This is a genomic window from Pseudoleptotrichia goodfellowii (assembly GCF_007990505.1).
Classification (GTDB): Bacteria; Fusobacteriota; Fusobacteriia; order Fusobacteriales; family Leptotrichiaceae; genus Pseudoleptotrichia; species Pseudoleptotrichia goodfellowii.
Window position 1 is genome coordinate 1,890,886 of record NZ_AP019822.1, and the last position, 22,631, is coordinate 1,913,516.

Consider the following 22,631-nt stretch of genomic DNA (forward strand, 5'->3'; position numbering starts at 1 on the left):
CTCTATTAAAAACAACAGATATTTTAGCATACTCTATATGTTCAAATATATTTACATTACACAATGCTCTATTAAAAACATCCCAATTAATACGTACCGCTTTTATTCCTGAAATATTTACATTACACAATGCTCTATTAAAAACAGTAATCCTGTGGTGGAAGTATTTAATATTAATAAAGATTTACATTACACAATGCTCTATTAAAAACTGTATTTGTGTATTCGCTTTTAGGCTCAAAGCCACTATTTACATTACACAATGCTCTATTAAAAACACAATTTTTAGCAACTGGAAAAGTTGTTTTTGACACATTTACATTACACAATGCTCTATTAAAAACGAGGAAAAGGAAGACCTAAAGGAATAGAAAAGCCTGATTTACATTACACAATGCTCTATTAAAAACCTATCACATATTTTTTACTGTGCATAAATCCTGCAGATTTACATTACACAATGCTCTATTAAAAACCTTGAAATATGCAACCAAGGTAACAAGATATAAGAAATTTACATTACACAATGCTCTATTAAAAACACAAAGAGATAATCTCTTTTTCGCCTTTATTTTCTTATTTACATTACACAATGCTCTATTAAAAACTATAGCCACTTCATTAAAAGCTATTTTTCTAAAAACATTTACATTACACAATGCTCTATTAAAAACAAAATAGTCAAAATCGATACTGTAATTTATTTTTGAATTTACATTACACAATGCTCTATTAAAAACTGAAATAAAAAGTAAAAAGAAACATACTAAATTGAATTTACATTACACAATGCTCTATTAAAAACTAATTTCGCTCATAAAGACTTAAATTTTATTGTAATATTTACATTACACAATGCTCTATTAAAAACTTTCCAAACTTCTATTAATAGAATGGGAAATTACTGTATTTACATTACACAATGCTCTATTAAAAACGAAAGAGAAGTTATAAATCATTACCTTAGTTTGGATAATTTACATTACACAATGCTCTATTAAAAACGAAAGAGAAGTTATAAATCATTACCTTAGTTTGGATAATTTACATTACACAATGCTCTATTAAAAACAAAGGATCTCCTTCAACTCCTGCACTTTTTTCAAATATTTACATTACACAATGCTCTATTAAAAACTGTTGTTGTTACTTTTATTTCTCTTTTAGTTACTTATTTACATTACACAATGCTCTATTAAAAACACTCCAAAGTTGATATTGATGAATTAACTAACGAACATTTACATTACACAATGCTCTATTAAAAACCTTATTTAAACTTTTACACTAACTATAATAGCAGATTTCTTCAAATTTGTCGATAAAAATTTTTTGATACTTTTATTTTATTTTTTCTTAAAAACTTTTATTACGTAATCTATCTTTTTCTTCTAAAAACAAGGCTTTTAGAATTTCTGTCGGTGTACAGTCTTTTTTCAATTATTCATAATCGACAGATTTTTTTAACTTTATCTCTTTTTCCTCTTCCTAAACTCCCAAGGAGTAACATAGTCTTTTTTAGCAAACAGCCCTATTCTGCTTTTTTGAGCACTTTCCTGATACTGTTTCATTTTTAGGTTTTTCCTGTCATACTGTTCATACCACCAGGCATTTCCGGTTTTTACCATTTTTTCATTTATATTTTCATTATTGAGATAAACAACTCCGATTAGTCTTCCGTATCTGTCTTTTTTCTTTCCTTCTATTTTCACATCTTTATTTTTTATAAAATTCATCAATGCCTGTTTACTTTCATATCCATAATCCTGTTTTAACTCAGGAGCATCTATTCCGAATAATCTTATTTTTATAAGTTTTCCCGTTATTTTTCCGTTTTCTGCTTTCTTCACAGCTATAGTATCTCCGTCGCTTATGCACAATACTCTGTAGTTTTCCGAAAATATCGGTATACTAAGAAATAGCATAACTATTAATATCAATATTTTTTTCATTGTTTTATCCCTCTATAATTTTAATATGTCGTTTTTATGTCAACTATATAAAAAGTGAAGTTTGCTTTGTAATCGTTTTCGATTATTTCAGCTTACTTCACCATTCACTATTTTTCCAAAGCATTCTTAAAATCTTCTATCAAATCGTCAATATGCTCTATCCCCACTGCCACTCTTATTAAAGACTTCGTAATTCCTCTTGCATTTTTCTCATCTTCGGGCATCTCAGCATGAGTTATTGTATGAGGATGCGTTACCAGAGTTTCCACTCCTCCCAAACTCGCAGCCGATAAAGCTACTTTCAAATTATCAAAGAAAGGTTTTACTTTATTTTCATCTTTCAATACAAATGAAAATACGGCTCCTCCTCCTGCTGCCTGACTTTCATGTATTTTTTTACCTTTATTATTCTCTTCTGTAGGAAAATAAACTTTTTCCACTGCTTTATGATTTTTGAAAAATTCAATCAATTTTAAAGTATTCTTTTGAGCAGCTTCTATTCTCACTTTCAACGTTTTAAGACTTCTCATTAAAAGCCAGCTGTCAAAAGGAGACAAAATGGCACCGATTGCTTTTTGAGCGAACCACACTTCTTCGGCTAATTCATCGCTATTAACTATGACCATTCCTGCAAGAATATCATGGTGCCCGCTTAAAAATTTCGTTGCACTGTGTACAACAATATCTATTCCCAAATCAAGCGGTCTTTGCAAATACGGAGTCATAAATGTATTATCGGCAATCGTAAGCAATTCATACTTTTTTGCAATTTCCACGACACCTTTTATATCCGTCACATCTAATAAAGGATTGGAGGGAGTCTCTATGAATATAGCAACAGTATTATCTTTTACAGCTTTTTCTATATTCTGCAAATCGGTAGTGTCTACAAAAGTATATTCCAAATTGTACTTTCCGAAAATATCGGTCATAATTCTGTATGTTCCGCCATAAATATCCGTTCCAAGTACAATGTGATCTCCTGCTTTAAATTTTGTAAATAACGATGTTATTGCTGCCATTCCCGATGAAAATGCAAAAGCATGTTTTCCGTTTTCCAATTTTGCCATAATTTTTTCCAATTCACTTCTTGTAGGATTGGAAACTCTGGCATATTCAAATTCCTGTTCTTCTCCAAAATTTTCTATCTGAGCAGTAGAAGCCATATTTATCGTACTTTTCCAACCACTGTGTTTTCCGTCATCTTTTCTTATACCGTGTATTGCTTTTGTTTCAAATTTCATCTTTGCCTCCGTTTCATCTATTTATTTTTATTTTTCTATCCCTAATTCTTTGTGAAAATATTGTAAACAAGATTTTTCAATCAAACTTTTGTTTCTTTTAATTTCAGGTTTTTTCAAAGCTTTTTTGTATAATTTGATGTATTTTTGTAATTCGCTCACAATTTTTCTTTCTTTATTTTTAAGTAATTTATATTCCTCATCATTAATAAATACTTTTTTGTTATCAATATACTTTCTGTCAGTTATTACTAAAACTTTCGATAAATCGAGTCCTTTATTATCAACCGTAGAGATTTTATACCGATGATTTATATTATGCCTGAGAGGTATTGCGAAAAGAAGATTATTATACTCAATAATATAAACAACAGTATAAGGTCTGTTTTTCTTTTTCTCCACTTCTTTATAATTTTCATATTTTTCATAAAAATTTTCTGTCAAAAACTTAAATTCCATAACCTTACCCCTCTTTTTCAAAAAAGCCCTACTTTCCAAGCAGGACTTTATACTATCTTCTCAATAGGTAATTTTTTTTATTACCCTGTTCGCACACCTTAACGAACAGTTCTTCTCAACAGGTATTTCTTTTTATTACCCTGTTCACTACCCTATGAACAGATCTTCTAAGTATGAATATTATACAATATATATTTCTAAAAATCAATATCTTTCATATTATTTCTATTACTCTTCACCTTTAAAAAATTTCTTCATTTTATCTAAAAAAGAGTTAGATTCTTTATAGTTTTTCTTATTTAAGGAATCTTCAAATTCTTTAAGGATTCTTTTTTGTTTTTCTGTCAGATTTATAGGAGTTTCTATTTTGATTTCTATTATCTCAGAACCTGTTCCATTTGAAGTTCTGATACCCTTATCTCTTAATTTTAATTCTTTTCCGCTTTGAGTACCTTCGGATATTTTTATCGTTCTTTTTCCTTCGAGAGTCGGTACTTCAACTTCTCCTCCTAATATCGCCGTCGTCATTGATATCGGTACTTTACAGTAAATATCGTATCCTTTTCTTTTAAATATAGGATGTTCTTTTACATCGATGAAAATATATAAATCTCCGAATAACCCGTTATTTTCCCCTGCATCTCCGCCATCTCTGACAACAAGTCTTTGACCTTTCTCCACACCTGACGGTATTCTTACTTTTCTCTCAACAGTTTCTTTTTCTACTCCTGTTCCATGACAAGTGTGACATTCTTTTTCAGGTATTTTTCCTGTTCCATGACATTTATCACATTCATGTATAACTGTCTGTACTCCGAATATAGAACGTTGCTGCATTCTTATCTGCCCCGAACCGTTACATTTATCACATGTTTTCATATCGTGTCCCGGCTCTGCTCCGGAACCGTTACAAGTTTTACATTTTCCTTTTCTCTTATATTTAATTTCTTTTTCAACACCAAATGCAACTTCTTCCAATGTAAGTGTCATATTATATCTTAAGTCGGCTCCTTCTTTTACTCTCGGACCCTGACTTCTTCTACTGCTTCCGCCTCCGAAAAAATCTCCGAAAATGTCTCCTAAATTTATATCTTCAAAACCGCCGAAATTACCGAATCCTTCAGAACTGAATCCACCAAAGCCTCCAAAGCCGCCTTGACCGAAGCCCCCTTGTCCTCCGTTTTCAAATGCAGCATGTCCGTATTGATCATAGGCTGCTCTTTTTTGAGGATCACTAAGCACTTCGTTAGCTTCCTGTACTTCCTTAAATTTAGCTTCAGCTTCTTTATTATCTTTATTCATATCAGGATGATATTTCTTCGCCATTGTCCTGTACGCCTTTTTTATTTCCTGGTCAGTCGCATTCTTCGGCACTCCCAATATTTCATAATAATCTTTTTTTGCCATTTTTTATTACAAGTATGTCTAAATTCCGCTTTCGTTTTTCAAATCTTCAACTCTCTAAATAAACGGTTTAAGACATTCTTCTCTCCTTTCCTTTATAGCGTTATAATGAACCTGTTAATAGTAATTTCGCAGTAAAACTTTTATTTTTATCCAATTTCAAAATGCCTGTTTTTTCTTCAAGTTTACCGCTGCAATTTGCAAAATCCGAAATTCCGAACCACGGTTCAATACAGACAAAAGGTGACGCAGGTTTACTCCAGAAAGCAATAAACGGGAATTTACCATAATCCATCGTTAATTTTCTTTCGTTTTTATTGCATTTCAATGCTACTTTTGTCGAATTCAAATCTTTAAATATTATAGCATCATTATCAAATATGTTTTTATCTAATTTTATTATTTTTTCATTTTTCAAATAGTCTTTTCTTTCGTTCAAGATTAAAGCATCTGTTCTTAGTTGGTATATCTGTGCTGTTTCTTCTTTTTCAAATTCCAAAAAATAATCTTCCAATTTTATATTTTCATTTATTTCCAATGCAAATGCCGGATGGGCTCCCAATGAAAAATACATATCTTCATTGCTTTTATTTATAACCTCATATTTTATTTCAAGACTGTTATCTATTATTGTATATGTCATGAAAAAGTCAAATTCAAAAGGATATTTTTTCAATGTTTCTTCATCAGAAGAAAACTTGAATTTCAAAAAATTCTCTCCTTTTTCGACCAAATCAAAATCTTCATATCTTGCTATACCATGTCTTGTCGTCATGCTGTATTCTTTATTTTTAAAAATATACTTTCCGTCTTTAAGCACTCCTACAAAAGGAAACAGAACAGGCGAACTGTTCGGCCAAAATTCAGGATTTCTCTCCCAAATAAATTCATTTCCGTTTACTTTGTAGCTACTTAACTCCGCTCCTGTTGACAATACTTCTATTTCAACATTTCCGTATTTTAATGTATTTTCCATTTTTACACATCCTTTTTCAGATTTGTTATTATAATCTATATTTCCGTTTTATCAGAATAAGACTTTTAAAAAACCGTCTTAAAAATATCTCTTTTACTTTAAATCATTTGTTAATACAGGAATATGAGGGCTAATCAAGCCCTCATTTATAAAATTCTTTAAAATAACATTTTAGTCTACTACTTCCGCATCTTGAACATCATCATTACTGTCAGAACTTGTATTCCCCGAAGCATTTCCGTTTGCAGCCTGTTCAGCTTGAGCTTTTTGTGCAGCTTCCTGATACATTCTTGTAGCAAATCCTTGAGATACTTTAGACAATTCTTCTACACCTTTTCTGATAGCTTCCAAATCATCTCCGTCTTTTACTTTTTTCAATTCTTCGATTGCTTTTTCAATATCTTCTTTTTCTGTTTCCTGTAATTTATCAGCATTTTCAGAGATTGTTTTTTCAGTCGCAAGAACTAACTGATCAGCCTGATTTCTTGCTTCCACCAATTCTTTAAATTTAGCATCTTCAGCTTCATGAGCTTCAGCATCTTTTTTCATTTTTTCAATATCATCTTTAGATAAATTGGACGAACCTGAAATTGTTACCTGATTTTCTTTTCCTGTTCCCAAATCTTTTGCCGAAACGTGTACTATTCCGTTCGCATCAATATCAAATGTAACTTCTATTTGAGGGATTCCTCTCGGTGCTGCAGGTATTCCTTCAAGGTTGAATTCTCCCAATCTGTGGTTATCCGCAGCTTTTGCTCTTTCTCCCTGTAATACTACTATTGACACCGCAGGCTGATTATCTGCCGCTGTTGAGAATACTTGAGATTTTTTAACAGGTACTGTTGTATTTCTTTCAATTATTTTAGTAAATACTCCTCCCAATGTTTCTATTCCCAATGATAAAGGAGTTACGTCCAATAACAATACATCTTTAACATCTCCCATTAAGATTCCGCCTTGTATTGCCGCACCTGCTGCAACTACTTCATCAGGATTGATTCCTTTATTAGGTTCTTTTCCGAAGTAAGATTTTACCCATTCCTGAACTGCAGGTATTCTTGTAGATCCTCCTACCAATAATATTTCATTTATTTCGTTAGGTGACAAGTTTGCATCGTCCAATGCCTGTTTTACAGGTCCTTTTGTTGCTTCTACCAAGTCTTTTGTCAATTCATCAAATGCTGCTCTCGTAAGTTTTTTCTCCAAATGTTTAGGTCCTGTAGCATCCATTGTAATGAACGGCAATGAAATCGAAGTTTCTAATGTTGTCGACAATTTTTTCTTAGCATCTTCAGCTGCATCTTTCAATCTTTGTATTGCCATTTTGTCATTTCTTAAGTCAATTCCTGTTTCTTTTTTAAATTCATCTGCCAACCAGTCTATTATTTTCTGGTCAAAGTTGTCTCCTCCTAAGTGATTATTTCCCGAAGTCGATATAACTTCCACAACTCCGTCACCTATTTCAAGAATCGATACATCAAATGTACCTCCTCCCAAGTCGAATACCAACACTTTTTCTTCTTTCTTTTTATCCAATCCGTAAGACAACGCAGCAGCCGTAGGCTCATTTATAATTCTTTTTACCGTAAGTCCGGCAATTTCTCCGGCATCTTTTGTAGCCTGTCTTTGTGCATCTGTAAAGTAAGCAGGCACTGTAATAACAGCTTCTTTAACTTCTTCTCCCAAGTATGCTTCAGCATCTTTTTTCAATTTTTTCAATATCATTGCCGAAATTTCCTGTGGAGTATAGCTTTTTCCGTTTATATCCACTTTATAGTCGGATCCCATATTTGTTTTTATTGAAATTACTGTAGAATCAGGATTTGTAATTACCTGTCTTTTAGCGATTTCCCCTACTATTATTTCTCCGTTTTCTTTTATATTTACTACAGACGGTGTAGTTCTTCCTCCGTCAGAGTTAGGGATTATCGCAAATGATCCCCCTTCCATTACTGCCACACAGCTGTTTGTTGTTCCTAAATCTATTCCTATTATTTTACTCATATTTATCACTCCTATTTGTTTTTAAATTTATTTATATTTTTAATTTTAAATACTTTATAATCATTCCCCTGCAACATTGAAATTTTTCTAAGAAAAAGGAATAATTTTATAAGTAAAAATCATTGTTTGAGTTTGCCAAGCAAACGAGTTTATGATTTTTACAATGAAATTATGAACTTTTGATGTAGAAAAATTTGAGTTGCCTGTTTTCGCTTCCTTTTTCAAAAGGAAGAAAAAATTATTTCTTATTCACCGTCACCATCGCCGGTCTTATTACCTTTCCTTTCAGTTTATATCCTTTTTGGAACACCTGAACAATATCGTCATTTTCCAATTCTTCTTTCTGCTCTGTCATCATCGCCTGATGTTCATAAGGATCAAACTTTTTATTTTCTGTTTCTATTTCCTCCACTCCTTCTTCTTTCAGAAGATATTTCAGATTATTCAAAATCATATTCACACCTTCTACAAGAGAACCAAAGTTTTTACTTTCTTTCGAGGCATCCATTGCTCTCTCAAGATTATCAATATTATCAAGCAATTTTACTATTATATTTTCCGAAGCATATTTTTTCATTTCGGAAACTTCGGCTTCTTTCCTTTTAGTAAAATTCTGAAATTCAGCTAACTTTCTCGTATAGGAATTTTTCCATTCCTGAAGTTCCAGTTCCAATTTTTTTATTTTCATTTCAGGGCTGTCTGCTTCTTCTTTTTTATCAGAATCTCCATTTTCAGGAGCCTTTTCTTCATCAGAATTATTTACATTTTCATTTGTTTCTTTTTCATTTTCTTCCTGAAAATTTTCCGTGCTTTCATCAGCTATTTCTTTTTCGTAATCTTTTTCAGACATTTTTTATCCTCATCTCCTTTACCTGTCATTTTTTATTTAAGAGCTGTTTCACTTCTTCGGAAACATACTCGACCAATCCGACCGTTTTTGAGTATTCCATTCTTTTCGGTCCTATTACTCCCATTATTCCCCTTGCATTTCCCATAGTATAAACTGAGAACACAAAGGAGAAATCTTCCAATCCCGCAATATCCAAATCTTCTCCGAAAATTACATTTACCTCACCGTCTTTATACTGATCAGTTTGAATAAATTGAGAAAATATCTGTTTCATGTCGTTAGGATTGTTAAAGAGCTTAACCCTGTCGATCACTTTCATAACGTCGGAAACGTTGCTTTCAAGTAAGTTCGTACCCCCTTCAAAGAACAGTTTTGTTTCGTTTTCATCCTGTTCTTCTTTTAATTCTTCCGGCATTAATAAATCCATATTCATAAAGAATTCTCCAAGATCGGACAATGTAAATGCTTCAGGACTGTTTTTTATCTTTTCGTTTAACTGTATATTTATTTTTTCCACTTCTTCTTCGCTCATAGGATTTTCCAAAAATATATTAAAACTTTTAGTTAAAAACGAATCCATAACCGCAACAGCCAAAATTCCCGTATCATTTATATGTATCAGTTTGACTTTTTTTACATTTTCCTGTCTTATCGCCGGCTCCAGAACTACCCCTGCGTATTGGCTTATTTTTGAAAGCAGTCTTGATGTTTCCTCAAATATTTTATCTATTTGACTCATCTTTTTATTATACGCTTCAATAACTTTAGCCTTTGCTTCGGTAGATATATCCCTTATTTTAATAAGTTCTTCTACATATATTCTGTAACCTTCACTTGTCGGAATTCTCCCGGAAGATGTATGAGTTTTTACAATTAATCCTTTATCTTCGAGATCTGCCATAGTGTTTCTTATAGTAGCCGACGAAACTCCTATTTCATATTTTTTTTCAAGAGTTCTCGAACCGACACTCTCACCAAATTCCAGATAATGTTTTATAATTGCTTTCAATATTAACCGCTCTCTGTCATTCATGTTACACCTTCCTTTTTATTAGCACTCATCTTTAAAGAGTGCTAATCACAGATATATAATATTATATTTTTCCTATAATGTCAAGCTTTTTTTATAATTTTTTTTTATTTTTTTAGACATTGAAAATATTGGATTTGAGAGGACTTTTGTTTTTGATTTCAGAAAAATAAATTTACTTATTTTTTTATAAACCAATAAAAAATTACCTCCAATTTTTTTGAAAGTAATTTTTCTATTTTACTATATTGATTAATCAATTAATTTAAACAGTTCCTTTATATGATTCAATTTATAATTAACTTCTTCAGTAAAATTATTTCCCAGTCCACAAACTTTAATTCCTGCTATTTTAGCTGCTTTTATACCACTATCTGCATCTTCTATAACAAGACAATCTGATTTATCCAAACCTAATGAGGAAACTGCTTTTTCAAATATTTCTGGATTTGGCTTGGAATAAGTTATATTATTCCCATCAATTATTATTGTAAAATAACTAATTATTTCTAATTTATTTAAAATTAGTTTTGCATTTTTACTGGAAGAAGCTAATGCAACTTTTTTATTTTTTTCTTTCAGATTTCTCAATACTTCCTCAACACCATCATCCAAAAAATCTTTATTTATTTTCTCTAAAGACTTAACATATAAATCATTTTTACTTTTAATTATTTTTTCTTTTTCGGCATCACTTATTTTTTTATCCGAAAAAGAAAGTATTATCTCCAGACTTTCTTTTCTGCTTACTCCTCTTAACAAATTATTTATATTTTCACTAAATTTTATTCCTAAATCATCAGATATTTTTTTCCATGCTGAATAATGAAATTTATCTGTATGACAAACCACACCGTCCAAATCAAAAATATATCCCTTAAACATTCCCATTTATCATTCCTTTTTCTTTTATTTTAACTTTATTGTTAGAAGTTATATTAACTTTATTGATTTTACTTTTATGAATTATAGAAAATTCAATTTCTTTCCATTTTTTAGGAAGTTTAGGAGAAAATTGTAGTTCTCCTTTTTCAATACTCATTCCTGCAAATCCTAAAATCAATGATTGCCATACCCCTCCTGCCGAAGCAGCATGCATCCCTTCTCTTGTATTTCCTTGATTATTTTTTAAATCAACAAAAGCACTTCTTAAAAAATAATCATAAGCACGATCACCTGAGCCTACTCGGTTTCCTACAATACTGAAGATACTCGGACTTAAAGAAGACCTTTGTAAAGTTCTTTTTTCATAAAAATCAAAATTCTTTCTTTGAACTTCTTCTGAAAAATTTTCCGGAAATAAAAACATCACCATAACGACATCAGCCTGCTTATTTATTGTAGTTTGTTCTCTGGGAATTTCTTTTAACTCTTTCGGTAATAAAGGCATATTATTTTTATCCCATTGATATATTTCTATATCTTTCAAGTTAAAGTATCCGTCAAACTGTTCTACTATTTCATTATCTAGAGGCAAATAAATTTTTTTGGATATTTTTTTAAAATTTATTACTTCTTCATATGACATATTAATTTTGTTAAGCATATTTTTTACTATTTCGTTTGTCATATGATTCATCAATAATTTATTAGCCAAATTTAAGTGCCATTTTACAATATAATTTGTATAAATATTATTGGATACATTTTCATGCCATTCATCAGGTCCCATAACATTTGTAAGTTCATAACAATCTTTTTCTTTACTGTATTCCAATCGATCAATAAAATATCTGGAGGTTTCGGCTAAAATTTCCAAGAATTTATTATAGAAATAATCTTTATCTTCAGTTACTTTATAATATTGATATCCTCCGTAAACTACAGCAGATGTTACATGTATCTCCTGTTTGGCAACTACACATTCATAACAAGTGCCATCTCCTTCTATTGTCCAATCGGGACACTCCTCATCTCCCGTATCAGCCGATTCCCACGGAAATCTTGCTCCTTTATATCCATATTTTCGAGCATTTCTTCTTGCACCATCCAATAAATTATATCTATATTCTACCAATTTTTTTGCTATTTTCGGAAAAGTCCATATAAAGTAAGGTAATATAAATAATTCTGTATCCCAAAAAGCATGTCCTCCATATTCCTCTCCATGAATCATTTTTGCACCTATATTAGTCATACTACTTTCAGGATTTGGAGTACTCATAAGATGAAAAATTTCAAATCTTACAGCCTTTTCTAACTCAGGATCTCCTTTTATTTTAATATCTGCCATTTCCCACATTTCATTATAGATTATTATATGCTCTTTTAATTCATTTTCAAAACCTGCAACGTATATTTCCTCTAACTCTTTTTCTGAACTTAGTTTCGTGTTATCAGTTTCATTCCCATTTCTTACACAAGAATACTTTTCAATTATTAGAGTTTCATTTTCAACAAAATCACAATCAAAAAATTCTATCGCATATTCTCCGTGAGATTTTATCTGAAACTGCGTTTTTTTATCAATAATCTTTACTTTACTTGATGTTGTTACCTGTAATTTAAAATCTCTCGTTTCACTATTTATATAAATTCCATTATTGGAAAATTTCCCTACTTCTTTAATATTCATGTGTTTAACTCGAAATCTCGGAAAATCATAAAAATTAGTTACACTTCCGTCAATTATATTTTCAAATTCCATTTTTCCCGAATAATTTAAAGGTGTTATAAAATATTTTAAAAGTCCCGAATTCGGATGTTTCCTACTTAAAAACTGTAAAGTTTCCACAAGAGTTTTTCTTCCGTCATAAGATTCATTTATATAATGTTTTGCCAAAATGCCGTTTTTTAAATCAAGAACTCTTATATAATCTTCTGTTTTGGCTCCATATTCTACACTTATAGGTTCCGTTTTATAATATATTTTTAAAATATTAAAATTCGGTAAATTACACAATTCTCTCTGAAAAGCTTCTGAACGATCAAATACACCGTGCATATAGTTAGCAGGTAAAGTTTTTTTCACCCAACCTTCAGGATGAGTTGCCCGTAATCCCATTTTACCGCTCGCCATTGCAAATATTGTTTCATAATTCAGATTTTCCAATGAATTATATCCATCTTCAACTACAATCCATTCATCCTCCGATAAATACTTTTTTATATTATCAGAAAATCTGTCTCTTATCATCCTTTTACACCTCCACTTATTCCTTCAATAATATTTTTCTGTGCCATGAAAAATATTATTATAGGCGGTATACACATAATAATACTTATACACATAGTATAAATTATAGCATCACTATGAACCCCCTTGAAAGCTGCCAATCCTAAAGCCAATGTGTACTTATCACTGCTATTAGTAAATACCAGAGGCCCTAAATAATCATTCCAAACTACAATTATATTTAACACTGCAACTAATATAATACTCGGTTTCATCAATGGTAGATATATCATCCGATAAATCTGAAACTCATTTGCTCCGTCTATTTTTGCAGCTTCGGCAAAGTCGCTGGGAAGTGTTTCCAAAAATTGTCTTAATAAATATATATAGTAAGCTGAACCGAATAATGCAGGTATTATAAGCGGTTTTAAAGTATCAATCCAACCGAGTATATTAAATTGCATGTATTGAGGTATAACTGTAACATCCCAAGGTAACATCATTGTTGCCAACATTAATGAAAACAGAATTTTATCTCCTTTAAATTTGTATCTTGCAAATCCATATGCGGCTAACGAGCCTGATATTACCTGTCCTAACGTAGTAAAAGCTGTAATTATTAGAGAATTTACTAAAAACACTGAAAATTTTTGAGAATGCCACGCATCATAGAAGTTTTTAAAATTAAATTTTTCAGGAAAAAATTTCGGAGGATAACTAAATACTTCCACATCTGTTTTTAACGCACTTAAAATCATCCAAATAAAAGGAAACAAAAAATATATGCTGAAAACTACACATAGAAAGTATATTACAAATTTTGTCTTTAAACTTAATCTCATAAATTCTCACCCTCTATTCCTTATTATCGTAGTTATATACCCATTTTTTTGAACTTTTAAATATAACCCCTGTTATAATCAAAATAAATATAAACATTACCCATGCACTTGCCGAAGCATAACCTAATCTTGACTTTTTGAATGCATTATTATAAACAAATAAACCGTACATATAAGTCGAATTTAAAGGACCTCCATTAGTTAAAAGTATTACCAGAGCTAAATTTTGTAAGGCTCCTATTATTGCGGTTACTAAATTAAATAATAATGTAGGTGTTATAAGTGGCAAAGTTATTTTAAAAAATATAACAATATTATTTGCTCCGTCAATTATAGCAGATTCGTATAATTCATACGGTATAGATTTCAATGCAGTGTAAAATACAAGCATCATAACACCCACTGTCCATCCTGATGCTATTATCAATGCAAATATTGAATATTTTTCACTATTTAACCAGTCAGGACCTGTAATTTTTAAAATTGAAAGAAAATAATTCAATATCCCATATTCTCCATTTAATATCCATCCCCATATTATGGAAATTGCAACACTTGATACAACTGTCGGCAAATAAAATATAATTCTGAAAAAAGACATTCCTTTTAAATCTTGAGAAATAAGTAGTGCAAGTAACAATGACAGCACTATATTTACAGGAACAAAAATGACTGTAAATTTAAAAGTTATGAATAAAGACTTATAAAACTGTGTGTCTTTTGTAAATAACTCAATATAATTTGAAAATCCTGTAAAAACTCTTTCCCCTATTACCGGCCAGTTAAAAAAACTCATAATTAAAGACATTATCAAAGGTCCCAATGTAAATAGAAATAAACCTAAAAAATGAGGTCCTATAAATATATACGGAATTATATTTTTTTTAAATTTAATTTCCATTATATCCTCCTGATTTTATTTAACTTCGAATAAAGCTTCTTTCGGTTCAACAAGTGAATTTTTGTTAAAAATTTTTTCTAATGCCAAACCTATTTTTTCTCCTATATCCGACCAATTTGAAATAACAAATGAAGTTGGCATATTTTTTTGGCTTTGTTCCAACATTTTGTAAAATTTTCCTTTTATTTTATCTTCAGTTAAATTTTCACTTTTAGCAACCGATTTTAATACCGGCAACTCATAATTCAATCTGTTTTTATTCATTTCTTCACTCGTCCAGTATTTTATGAATTCCCATGCTTCTTCAGGATGCTTTGTTGTCTTGGATATAGAAACTCCCGAAGAACTTATAATACTTTGAGACGATTCACTACCAAATTTAGGCAAGACTTCTACTCCGAAATTAAGTTTTTTATCTTGCAATTTTTGCAATGACCATGCTCCGTTTATAAACATCCCTATTTTACCCAAAAGAAAGCTTTTTTCTCCTCCGTCTTCAGTAGATATTGCATTTCCTTCTCTAATCATTTTTTGAAAAAATTTGAAAGGTTCTATTGACTTATCGTCTAAAATCATATCTGGATTAAATGAACCTCCATTAGACCATGCAAACATTTCATAATCATAAGGATCAGGTTTTTGTGAAAATGCAAAACCGTATATTTTTTCAGTTTTATTTGTAAGTTTAGCAGCTGCTTTTTCTACATCTTCCCATGTCCAATTATTATTGGGATATTCGATTCCTGCTTTGTCAAATAAATCTTTATTATAATACAATACATGAGTAGTATAACCCACAGGTAATCCGTATACATTTCCTTTAACAGAATTATAATTCCATAAGGCTTCATAAAAATTATTTTTATAGCTGTCTCCTTCTTTTTTTATCATTTCATCTAACGGTAACAGTCCTTCGCTATATTTAGGAAAATTCCACATATACATAACATCCGGTGCATCAGAACTACCCATAGAAGCTGTTATTTTAGTATCATAATTTTCGCCGTAGGCTTCTATCAGAACTTGAATTTTATCCTGACTTTTATTAAACTTTTCAACCATTTCCTTTTGAAACTCTAAAGTTTCAGCATTATCCCAAGTTGCAAATCTGATTTTAACTCTGTTATCTTTTTTCCCGCAAGACAATAAAATAATAGCAAATATAACTACTAATAATATTCTTTTCCATTTAAACATATTTCCCATCACCTTTCTCTTTTTATTCTACTGTTAATTTAACAACTATTTTTTGTGTATTTTCATCTTTTAAAAATTTTATTGCTTCATTTATTTCTGCTACTAATATACAACCTTTTTTTAAGTTTATTTTTTCTCCTTTCCCTGTATAATATTCAGTATCTGTTATATCTTCATATTGTTTATACAGCTCTAAATTTTTTTTCAAATTAATTTCTATTTCACTTTCTCCCTCCAAAATATAGTATATATCCATATATCTTTTATGTCCTTCAAACTTACTTCCTGACATATTCAAATTTGTTTTCATAATTATAAGACTATCCGTATTATTATAAAATATATTGTCTCTCATTTTATTTGTTTCATTTAGTGAAGAAAAAAGCCTGTCCCATTTTTTCTCTCCTTCAAACTTAAATTTAAATTCTGGTAACGATTTAAACAAATACATTCTCTCTCTCCTAATCATTATATGTATTTATACTGAATCCATATTCAAAATCTTCCAAATATACTCTGTACGTTTCTAGGACTTCAGAACCCCAAGAATTTGAACCTAATCCTAATATTTTATAATCTAAATTCAAAGTTATAAAATCAGATTTTATTAGTTCATCTGGATGCTTAGCTTTATCAATATTTTCTTTTGTGTAATTCCAAGCACTGAAATTGAGCCCGTTTTCTGATTTAACCGACATTCCCTGTCCGAAATGATTTGTCAGATATAATTCTTTTGTATCCTGATGATTTCCATTATCTTGAGGATATGGATAATTTATAAACATATTATCAACTGTTGTTTTATAAAATCCTATAATTGAAGCTTCTTTACTGTCAGTATAATTTTCATTTTCTCCTCTTCCATAATATTTCACATTTTGTAAATCTTTATTCAATCCTATTTCAAAACCTATTTTTGGTATAATTCCCAAAAATTTCCCATATTTTTTTCCTTTCAATTTTATATTTATTTGTCCATTTCCGTAAATTTCATATTCATACTCACAATTTAATCCGAAATCATATACAGGAGGAGCTAAAATACTGTTCACAGAAATTTTCACTTTATTTTTTTCTTTAACTATTTTCATTTTTCTGAAATGTTCCTGAATTACTGAAAAATAAAATGGAAGCCACCATTTTAGATTTTCTTTTTTATGATTATCTATTACAGGTTTGTATAAATTAATTGATCCCGGCTTTTTAATCAATTCTAAGCCTGAATAATTATATGATATAAGTTTCCCGTTTAATTTGGAAAATTTTATACTGAAATTTTTCCCTGTTATTACAATCTCATTATTATTTTCAGTTATCTTATGAAACTCCGGAATTTTATTGTCTTTTTCATAAGTCTGTTTTTTTTCTTCAAGTTGAAATTGGTAAACTGATAATAAATGATTCTCAGCAGAATAATCAGTTTTATTCTTTTTATATACTTTAAAATTAATTATGGAAGCATTTACTATTTTTCTAGGAAATTTGATTATAGAACCATTTTCTATATTTTCTAATTCATTGCATTCTGTAAGTTTCTTTCCGTTAAAAATTTCATAATATATTTTTATATCTTTTAAATTACTGAACCAGTATCTGTTTATAACTTTATATTCAATGTCGGAAATTTTCTTTATTAAAACCGGAGAAATAACCTGTTTATATTCTTTTAATCCCGGTCCTTCTTTTTGATTTGAAAAAATTAATCCGTCCATACAAAAATTTAAATTGTTCGGATAATCTTCATAATCACCTCCATATTTGTATATATCTCTTTCTTTATCATAAATTCCGTGATCACACCATTCCCATACAAAATGCCCCTGTATTGAAGGATATTTATAGAATACTTCCTGATATTCTTTTAACCCTCCCGGACCGTTTCCCATCGCATGAGCATATTCACAGATTATTCTCGGTTTATCTGAAGGAAATCTTCCAAAGTTATCCATCATCTGAACTCTTGAATACATTGTACTTATTATATCTACATCTTCCGCATATCTGTCTTCTTCATAATGTATTAGCCGAGTGGTATCTACTTTCTTTATTTCGTTAGTCATATGAGTTACATTGACACCGTATCCTGATTCATTACCTAATGACCATATTATTATACTTGGATGATTTATCTGACTTATTACTTGTCTTACTACACGGGAAACAAACATTTTTTTATACTTTTCATTATTAATTAGCATATTGAAATCATCTGTATTAACAAATCCATGAGTTTCAATATCCATTTCAGACAATACCATTAAACCATATTTATCACATAATTCGTAAAATCTCGGAGAATTGGGATAATGTGCTGTTCTGACTGAATTGATATTATTCTGTTTCATCAATATTATATCTTTTTCCATTCTTTCAAATCCGACTGTTCTTCCACTTATATGATCATTGTCATGTCTATTAACTCCATGCATCATAAAATATTTTCCGTTTAAATACATCAACCCCTTTTTAACTTCTATATATCTGAAACCGACCTTTTGAGGAATCACTTCAATTATTTTTTTATCTTTTCTCAAAATTATAAACAAATCATATAAATAGGGATTTTCAGGATTCCATTCAATTATTTTTTTGATACTTTTTTTTAACTTTATATTTTTTTTCTTAGGCACAATTTTCTCAGAAAAAATTTTTTCTTTTTCGTTATATAAAGTAAATTCTATTTCCAAATTTTTGCCCAAAAATTTTTCTGTATTCAATTCTAAATCAATAATTAAATCCGAATCTTTATAATCATTTTTCATTTCGGTCTTTACAACGTATTTTTCTATGCAAAATCTATTTTTTGAATATATATAAATATCTCTAAAAATTCCTGAAATCCACCACATATCCTGATCTTCTAAATACGTAGAATCAGACCATTGAAGTACTTTTATACTAATCAGATTTTCCTTAGATATATTTACAAAATCTGTTATATCAAATTCTGTTATTAGCCTGCTTCCTTTATTCAATCCCACATAATGACCGTTAATATATAATTCATAATAACTCTCTATACCTTCAGCTTTTAATATAATATCTTTATTTTTAAACTCTTTGCTCAAGTAAAAATATCTTTGATATAATCCTGTGGGATTATCTGTCGATACATAAGGAAAATCTATAGGGAACGGAAATCCTTCATCGGTATAATGAGGTTGACCATAGCCCTCAAATTGCCACATATTTGGAACTTGTATTTCTCTGTCAGCTGTAATTTGAGAATGATATTCCTCTAATACTTCATGAGGATTTTTGAAATACTTGAATTTCCAAATTCCATTTAATAGTAAAAAATTTTCACTGTAATACCGATTAAAAGTTTTGGCTTTTTCTAAATTTTCATATCGAAAAAAGTGATTTCTAGGTTCCATTGTATTCTCACTTAATATGTTGAAATCTTCCCATTTATTCATCTTTATCTCCTGAGTTATTTAATAATAAAGTATACCTCTTTTTTAGTAAAAATCAATATTTAAAGATAAATATTTTTCTATTTTTTATTATTTTTTTGATTTTTTTACTCAAAATCATATAATAAAATTCAATTATTTAAAGAGATTGAAAATATTTTTTTTACTAAAAAACAGTTACTGTTATAGATTATTAATCATTTTATAACAATAACTGCTTCACACTGTCTCTTTCTATTATTTTGGTTTCCAAAAGAATTTTTTTAGTATAATTTTTATTATGTATCATTCTTTCTTTCAGTAAATTTATTGTTTCATTTATTATATTATCCATATATACCTGAACTGATGTCAGCGGAGGTATCATATATTCAGACATATCTAAATTATTAAATCCTATTATAGAAATATCTTCAGGTATTTTTTTATTAAATTCTTTTGCAGCTTTATAACAACCAAGTGCTATTTCATCTGTTGCTACAAATAATGCTGTCGGATACTCTTCTAAAGATAATATTTCTTTTGTTTTATTATATCCTGTTTTAAAATCAAAATTTTCTATATAAATATTTTCTTTTTTATACATATTAAATTTTTTCATATATTTTGTAAAATATTTTTCACGAAAATCCTGTTTTTCTTCACTATCTTTTCCTCCTATAAAACCTATATTAGAATGCCCTCTATTTATAATATAGTCTAAAACTTTATAAACAGAATTTTTAAAATTAAAAGTAACACAATCTATATTTTCCTTATCTGAATAAGAATCACATAAAATTAAATTACACCTCTTTTTAGATAAATCCGATAAAATTTTTTCAGGATAACTTCCAATCAAAATATTATTTTTTTTTAGATTTATTTTTTTACTATACCTTTCAACTACTATTTTTATATTATTTTTTTTCAACTTATTTTCAAGTTTTGTTCTTAAATAATAGTAATACGCATCTTCAATTTCAGTTTCTTCATCATAATTTTTTAATATCATTACCTCTTCATATTCATTCAGATTTTTACTTTTTTTTCTTTTTCTCTTATATTGGTTTTCATCAGCTATTTTTATAATTTTATTTCTTATTTCATCAGTCACTTTTAAAGTTTCATCTTCAGATAACACTCTGGAAACAGTTGAAATAGACACTCCTGCAATTTTAGAAATTTCTGATAATGTTATCATTTTCTACATCCTCCAATCAATCTCTTCTTTTCCGAGTTCTTTTAATATTTCGTTAGCTTTCTTAAAGTGTCCGCATCCAAAAAATCCTCTACTTGCAGATAAAGGACTCGGGTGAGCTGCTTCTAAAATATAGTGTTTTCCTGTATTTATAAGTCTTTTTTTACTTCTGGCATTATTTCCCCAAAGTATGAAAATCAGAGGTTCTTCTCTTTCATTAAGATATTCTATTACATTATCCGTAAATATTTCCCAACCGATTTTCGAGTGAGAATTTGCATTATCGGCAATAACTGTAAGAGCCGTATTAAGAAGCAGCACTCCCTGTTTTGCCCAAGGAACGAGATAACCGTTTTTACTCATTTCATAACCGTACTCCTCGCTTATTTCCTTGTACATATTTTGTAATGACGGAGGAAGTTTCACTCCTTCTTTTACAGAAAATGCAAGACCATGTGCTTGATTTATACCGTGATAAGGATCCTGCCCGAGTAAAACTATTTTACAGTCTTTATAACCTGTCAGCTTGAAAGCCGTAAATATTTCATCGGCTTTCGGATATATTCTTTTTGTTCTGTATTCATTTATCAGAAATTTTCTTAAATTCTGATAATATTCTTTTTCAAATTCTCCTTTAAAAACTTCATCCCAGTCATTTCCTATATTAACCATAATTACCTCGCTATTTACTTATTTTTTTCAGTTCGACTTTCCATTGATAACCTGATTCTACCTGATGAGCTCTTGAAAATGATCCCTGATTTATAGCAACACCTATTTTATTTAAAGAATTTACATATAATAATGTTCTTCCTACATGCACTTCCGCAAAAGATTTTACGAATTTCACACTGCTGTTAAAGACATTTCTTGTGTCATGTTTTATATTCAACTCCAAAGTATCTCCGTAATTTATACCTACTTTATCAAAAATTTCTTTCGGAATATTTGTCCATAAATTACCGAATCTTATATCAAGTATATCAATAGTTCCTTTTATCATTCCATCTTCATCAACTGTTACTTCTGTTGTATTCAAACATACCATTTCATCTAAAGAAATTTTAGGACCGACTTCTTCATAAGAAATAACTCCGCTTGCCAGCCTTGCTCCTGTAAAAGCATATATATCCCGTCCGTGGAATGTATAAGACTCTCCCGAATAAGGTAATCTGTTTTTTGTTTCATCTATTTCTCTTATTTCCTCAATGCCGATATTGGAATGTATATGAGTCAGCGTGCCGTTATCAGGAGTTACTATATACTTTTTGTCTTTTGTTTTTGCAACTATGCTTTTTCTCGAACTTCCTACTCCCGGATCAACAACCGATACAAAAACCGTTCCCTCTGGCCAATACTGTAAAGTCTGTACTAATCTATAAGAAGCATCCCATATATTATATGTCTCGATTTCATGTGTCAAATTATATATCTTCAAATCAGGATTTACTCCCAAAGAAACTCCGTACATTGCAGCAACTGCTCCGTCCTGTAACCCGAAATCCGTTTGTAAAACAAGCATATTATTCATAATTCCTCCTATTATTTTATAAAAAAGTTTATTAACTTTCTCAAAATTCCGATATTGCCTGTATAAATTACAAACAATACGGAGCTTTTATATTTTTATATTTTTTACCATTAAGATTTTTCACTTGACTTCTTTACAAATTTATCGTATACTTTTTATAAGAAATTCATATGATGATTAAGCCCTCAAATTTGCGATCAGGGCTTATTTTTTTATTTCTTTCTATATAGTATGTATAATAATAAAATTAAATTAACTACTGACAAAATTGTATTTATATATTGCAACATTTTATCACTTCCTTTTTTGTTATTTTAAGTAGAGAGGAAGAACCTCTCATACCGATTATTTCCGTTTGTTTAAAAAATAATCTATTGTAACGATGATAGTGCATATATTTGCGATCAGAGTAACTGTTTCCACTAAATTCATATGATGACTTCACCTCCTCTCTACGAGGATAGTATACTATTTTTTACACTAAAAGTCACTATATTTTTTAATTAAATTTTAAATTTTGTCACGCTGAAAGC

At 29.6% G+C, this 22,631-nt stretch carries 18 protein-coding genes and 1 CRISPR repeat array (1 of these 19 running past the window's edge); all 18 genes read right to left on the reverse strand.

Annotated elements, in window-relative coordinates:
- Nucleotides 1-1,269: a CRISPR direct-repeat array (repeat unit 30 nt; unit sequence ATTTACATTACACAATGCTCTATTAAAAAC) (it extends 413 nt beyond the left edge of the window).
- A gap of 200 nt (nucleotides 1,270-1,469) precedes the next feature.
- The 18 genes from FVE72_RS09195 to FVE72_RS09280 all read right to left on the reverse strand — a co-directional run bounded on the left by FVE72_RS09195 (nucleotide 1,470) and on the right by FVE72_RS09280 (nucleotide 22,098).
- Nucleotides 1,470-1,952, reverse strand: a complete 483-nt coding sequence (locus tag FVE72_RS09195) for a thermonuclease family protein (protein ID WP_026738115.1) — start codon at nucleotides 1,950-1,952, stop codon at nucleotides 1,470-1,472.
- A 107-nt stretch (nucleotides 1,953-2,059) separates the two neighbouring features.
- Nucleotides 2,060-3,196, reverse strand: coding sequence for a trans-sulfuration enzyme family protein (locus FVE72_RS09200; RefSeq protein ID WP_026738116.1), 1,137 nt, complete (start codon nucleotides 3,194-3,196; stop codon nucleotides 2,060-2,062).
- A gap of 27 nt (nucleotides 3,197-3,223) precedes the next feature.
- Nucleotides 3,224-3,652 carry a type III toxin-antitoxin system TenpIN family toxin gene (gene tenpIN / locus FVE72_RS09205; RefSeq protein ID WP_006808472.1) on the reverse strand — a complete coding sequence of 143 codons (429 nt, stop codon included), beginning with the start codon at nucleotides 3,650-3,652 and terminating at the stop codon, nucleotides 3,224-3,226.
- Nucleotides 3,653-3,880: 228 nt separating this feature from the next.
- Nucleotides 3,881-5,059, reverse strand: a complete 1,179-nt coding sequence (dnaJ, locus tag FVE72_RS09210) for a molecular chaperone DnaJ (RefSeq protein ID WP_026738117.1) — start codon at nucleotides 5,057-5,059, stop codon at nucleotides 3,881-3,883.
- A 100-nt stretch (nucleotides 5,060-5,159) separates the two neighbouring features.
- On the reverse strand, nucleotides 5,160-6,032 hold the full coding sequence (locus tag FVE72_RS09215; RefSeq protein ID WP_026738118.1) for an aldose 1-epimerase family protein: 873 nt from the start codon (nucleotides 6,030-6,032) through the stop codon (nucleotides 5,160-5,162).
- A 171-nt stretch (nucleotides 6,033-6,203) separates the two neighbouring features.
- Entirely contained in the window at nucleotides 6,204-8,036 is a 1,833-nt protein-coding gene (dnaK, locus tag FVE72_RS09220) for a molecular chaperone DnaK (RefSeq protein ID WP_026738119.1), read from the reverse strand.
- 238 nt (nucleotides 8,037-8,274) lie between these two features.
- Entirely contained in the window at nucleotides 8,275-8,886 is a 612-nt protein-coding gene (gene grpE, locus FVE72_RS09225; RefSeq protein WP_026738120.1) for a nucleotide exchange factor GrpE, read from the reverse strand.
- A 25-nt stretch (nucleotides 8,887-8,911) separates the two neighbouring features.
- Complete coding sequence (gene hrcA / locus FVE72_RS09230; protein ID WP_006808493.1) at nucleotides 8,912-9,919, reverse strand: heat-inducible transcriptional repressor HrcA; 1,008 nt, start codon at nucleotides 9,917-9,919, stop codon at nucleotides 8,912-8,914.
- Between the two features lie 249 nt (nucleotides 9,920-10,168).
- Complete coding sequence (gene pgmB / locus FVE72_RS09235; protein ID WP_006808483.1) at nucleotides 10,169-10,807, reverse strand: beta-phosphoglucomutase; 639 nt, start codon at nucleotides 10,805-10,807, stop codon at nucleotides 10,169-10,171.
- A complete protein-coding gene (locus FVE72_RS09240) occupies nucleotides 10,794-13,052 on the reverse strand; it encodes a glycoside hydrolase family 65 protein (RefSeq protein WP_026738121.1) in 2,259 nt (752 codons plus the stop codon). Before FVE72_RS09240 ends, pgmB begins: the two co-directional genes overlap by 14 nt.
- Nucleotides 13,049-13,873, reverse strand: coding sequence for a carbohydrate ABC transporter permease (locus FVE72_RS09245; RefSeq protein ID WP_006808460.1), 825 nt, complete (start codon nucleotides 13,871-13,873; stop codon nucleotides 13,049-13,051). Before FVE72_RS09245 ends, FVE72_RS09240 begins: the two co-directional genes overlap by 4 nt.
- A gap of 13 nt (nucleotides 13,874-13,886) precedes the next feature.
- On the reverse strand, nucleotides 13,887-14,774 hold the full coding sequence (locus FVE72_RS09250) for a carbohydrate ABC transporter permease (protein ID WP_026738122.1): 888 nt from the start codon (nucleotides 14,772-14,774) through the stop codon (nucleotides 13,887-13,889).
- Nucleotides 14,775-14,789: 15 nt separating this feature from the next.
- Entirely contained in the window at nucleotides 14,790-15,971 is a 1,182-nt protein-coding gene (locus tag FVE72_RS09255) for an ABC transporter substrate-binding protein (protein ID WP_026738123.1), read from the reverse strand.
- Between the two features lie 22 nt (nucleotides 15,972-15,993).
- Nucleotides 15,994-16,422, reverse strand: coding sequence for a YhcH/YjgK/YiaL family protein (locus FVE72_RS09260; protein WP_026738124.1), 429 nt, complete (start codon nucleotides 16,420-16,422; stop codon nucleotides 15,994-15,996).
- A 10-nt stretch (nucleotides 16,423-16,432) separates the two neighbouring features.
- A complete protein-coding gene (ebgA, locus tag FVE72_RS09265) occupies nucleotides 16,433-19,390 on the reverse strand; it encodes a beta-galactosidase subunit alpha (RefSeq protein ID WP_036056195.1) in 2,958 nt (985 codons plus the stop codon).
- A 199-nt stretch (nucleotides 19,391-19,589) separates the two neighbouring features.
- Nucleotides 19,590-20,570 carry a LacI family DNA-binding transcriptional regulator gene (locus FVE72_RS09270; RefSeq protein ID WP_026738125.1) on the reverse strand — a complete coding sequence of 327 codons (981 nt, stop codon included), beginning with the start codon at nucleotides 20,568-20,570 and terminating at the stop codon, nucleotides 19,590-19,592.
- Nucleotides 20,571-20,573: 3 nt separating this feature from the next.
- Nucleotides 20,574-21,239 carry a uracil-DNA glycosylase gene (locus tag FVE72_RS09275; protein WP_026738126.1) on the reverse strand — a complete coding sequence of 222 codons (666 nt, stop codon included), beginning with the start codon at nucleotides 21,237-21,239 and terminating at the stop codon, nucleotides 20,574-20,576.
- A 10-nt stretch (nucleotides 21,240-21,249) separates the two neighbouring features.
- Nucleotides 21,250-22,098 (reverse strand): SAM hydrolase/SAM-dependent halogenase family protein, encoded by an 849-nt coding sequence (locus FVE72_RS09280; protein WP_006808481.1) that lies wholly within the window; start codon nucleotides 22,096-22,098, stop codon nucleotides 21,250-21,252.
- Between the last annotated feature and the right edge of the window lie 533 nt (nucleotides 22,099-22,631).

Bases quoted from the DNA above. Each gene is read 5' to 3' on its own strand.
- FVE72_RS09195 (WP_026738115.1), bottom strand. From the start codon at position 1,952: ATGAAAAAAATATTGATATTAATAGTTATGCTATTTCTTAGTATACCG.
- FVE72_RS09200 (WP_026738116.1), bottom strand. From the start codon at position 3,196: ATGAAATTTGAAACAAAAGCAATACACGGTATAAGAAAAGATGACGGA.
- tenpIN (WP_006808472.1), bottom strand. From the start codon at position 3,652: ATGGAATTTAAGTTTTTGACAGAAAATTTTTATGAAAAATATGAAAAT.
- dnaJ (WP_026738117.1), bottom strand. From the start codon at position 5,059: ATGGCAAAAAAAGATTATTATGAAATATTGGGAGTGCCGAAGAATGCG.
- FVE72_RS09215 (WP_026738118.1), bottom strand. From the start codon at position 6,032: ATGGAAAATACATTAAAATACGGAAATGTTGAAATAGAAGTATTGTCA.
- dnaK (WP_026738119.1), bottom strand. From the start codon at position 8,036: ATGAGTAAAATAATAGGAATAGATTTAGGAACAACAAACAGCTGTGTG.
- grpE (WP_026738120.1), bottom strand. From the start codon at position 8,886: ATGTCTGAAAAAGATTACGAAAAAGAAATAGCTGATGAAAGCACGGAA.
- hrcA (WP_006808493.1), bottom strand. From the start codon at position 9,919: ATGAATGACAGAGAGCGGTTAATATTGAAAGCAATTATAAAACATTAT.
- pgmB (WP_006808483.1), bottom strand. From the start codon at position 10,807: ATGGGAATGTTTAAGGGATATATTTTTGATTTGGACGGTGTGGTTTGT.
- FVE72_RS09240 (WP_026738121.1), bottom strand. From the start codon at position 13,052: ATGATAAGAGACAGATTTTCTGATAATATAAAAAAGTATTTATCGGAG.
- FVE72_RS09245 (WP_006808460.1), bottom strand. From the start codon at position 13,873: ATGAGATTAAGTTTAAAGACAAAATTTGTAATATACTTTCTATGTGTA.
- FVE72_RS09250 (WP_026738122.1), bottom strand. From the start codon at position 14,774: ATGGAAATTAAATTTAAAAAAAATATAATTCCGTATATATTTATAGGA.
- FVE72_RS09255 (WP_026738123.1), bottom strand. From the start codon at position 15,971: ATGTTTAAATGGAAAAGAATATTATTAGTAGTTATATTTGCTATTATT.
- FVE72_RS09260 (WP_026738124.1), bottom strand. From the start codon at position 16,422: ATGTATTTGTTTAAATCGTTACCAGAATTTAAATTTAAGTTTGAAGGA.
- ebgA (WP_036056195.1), bottom strand. From the start codon at position 19,390: ATGAATAAATGGGAAGATTTCAACATATTAAGTGAGAATACAATGGAA.
- FVE72_RS09270 (WP_026738125.1), bottom strand. From the start codon at position 20,570: ATGATAACATTATCAGAAATTTCTAAAATTGCAGGAGTGTCTATTTCA.
- FVE72_RS09275 (WP_026738126.1), bottom strand. From the start codon at position 21,239: ATGGTTAATATAGGAAATGACTGGGATGAAGTTTTTAAAGGAGAATTT.
- FVE72_RS09280 (WP_006808481.1), bottom strand. From the start codon at position 22,098: ATGAATAATATGCTTGTTTTACAAACGGATTTCGGGTTACAGGACGGA.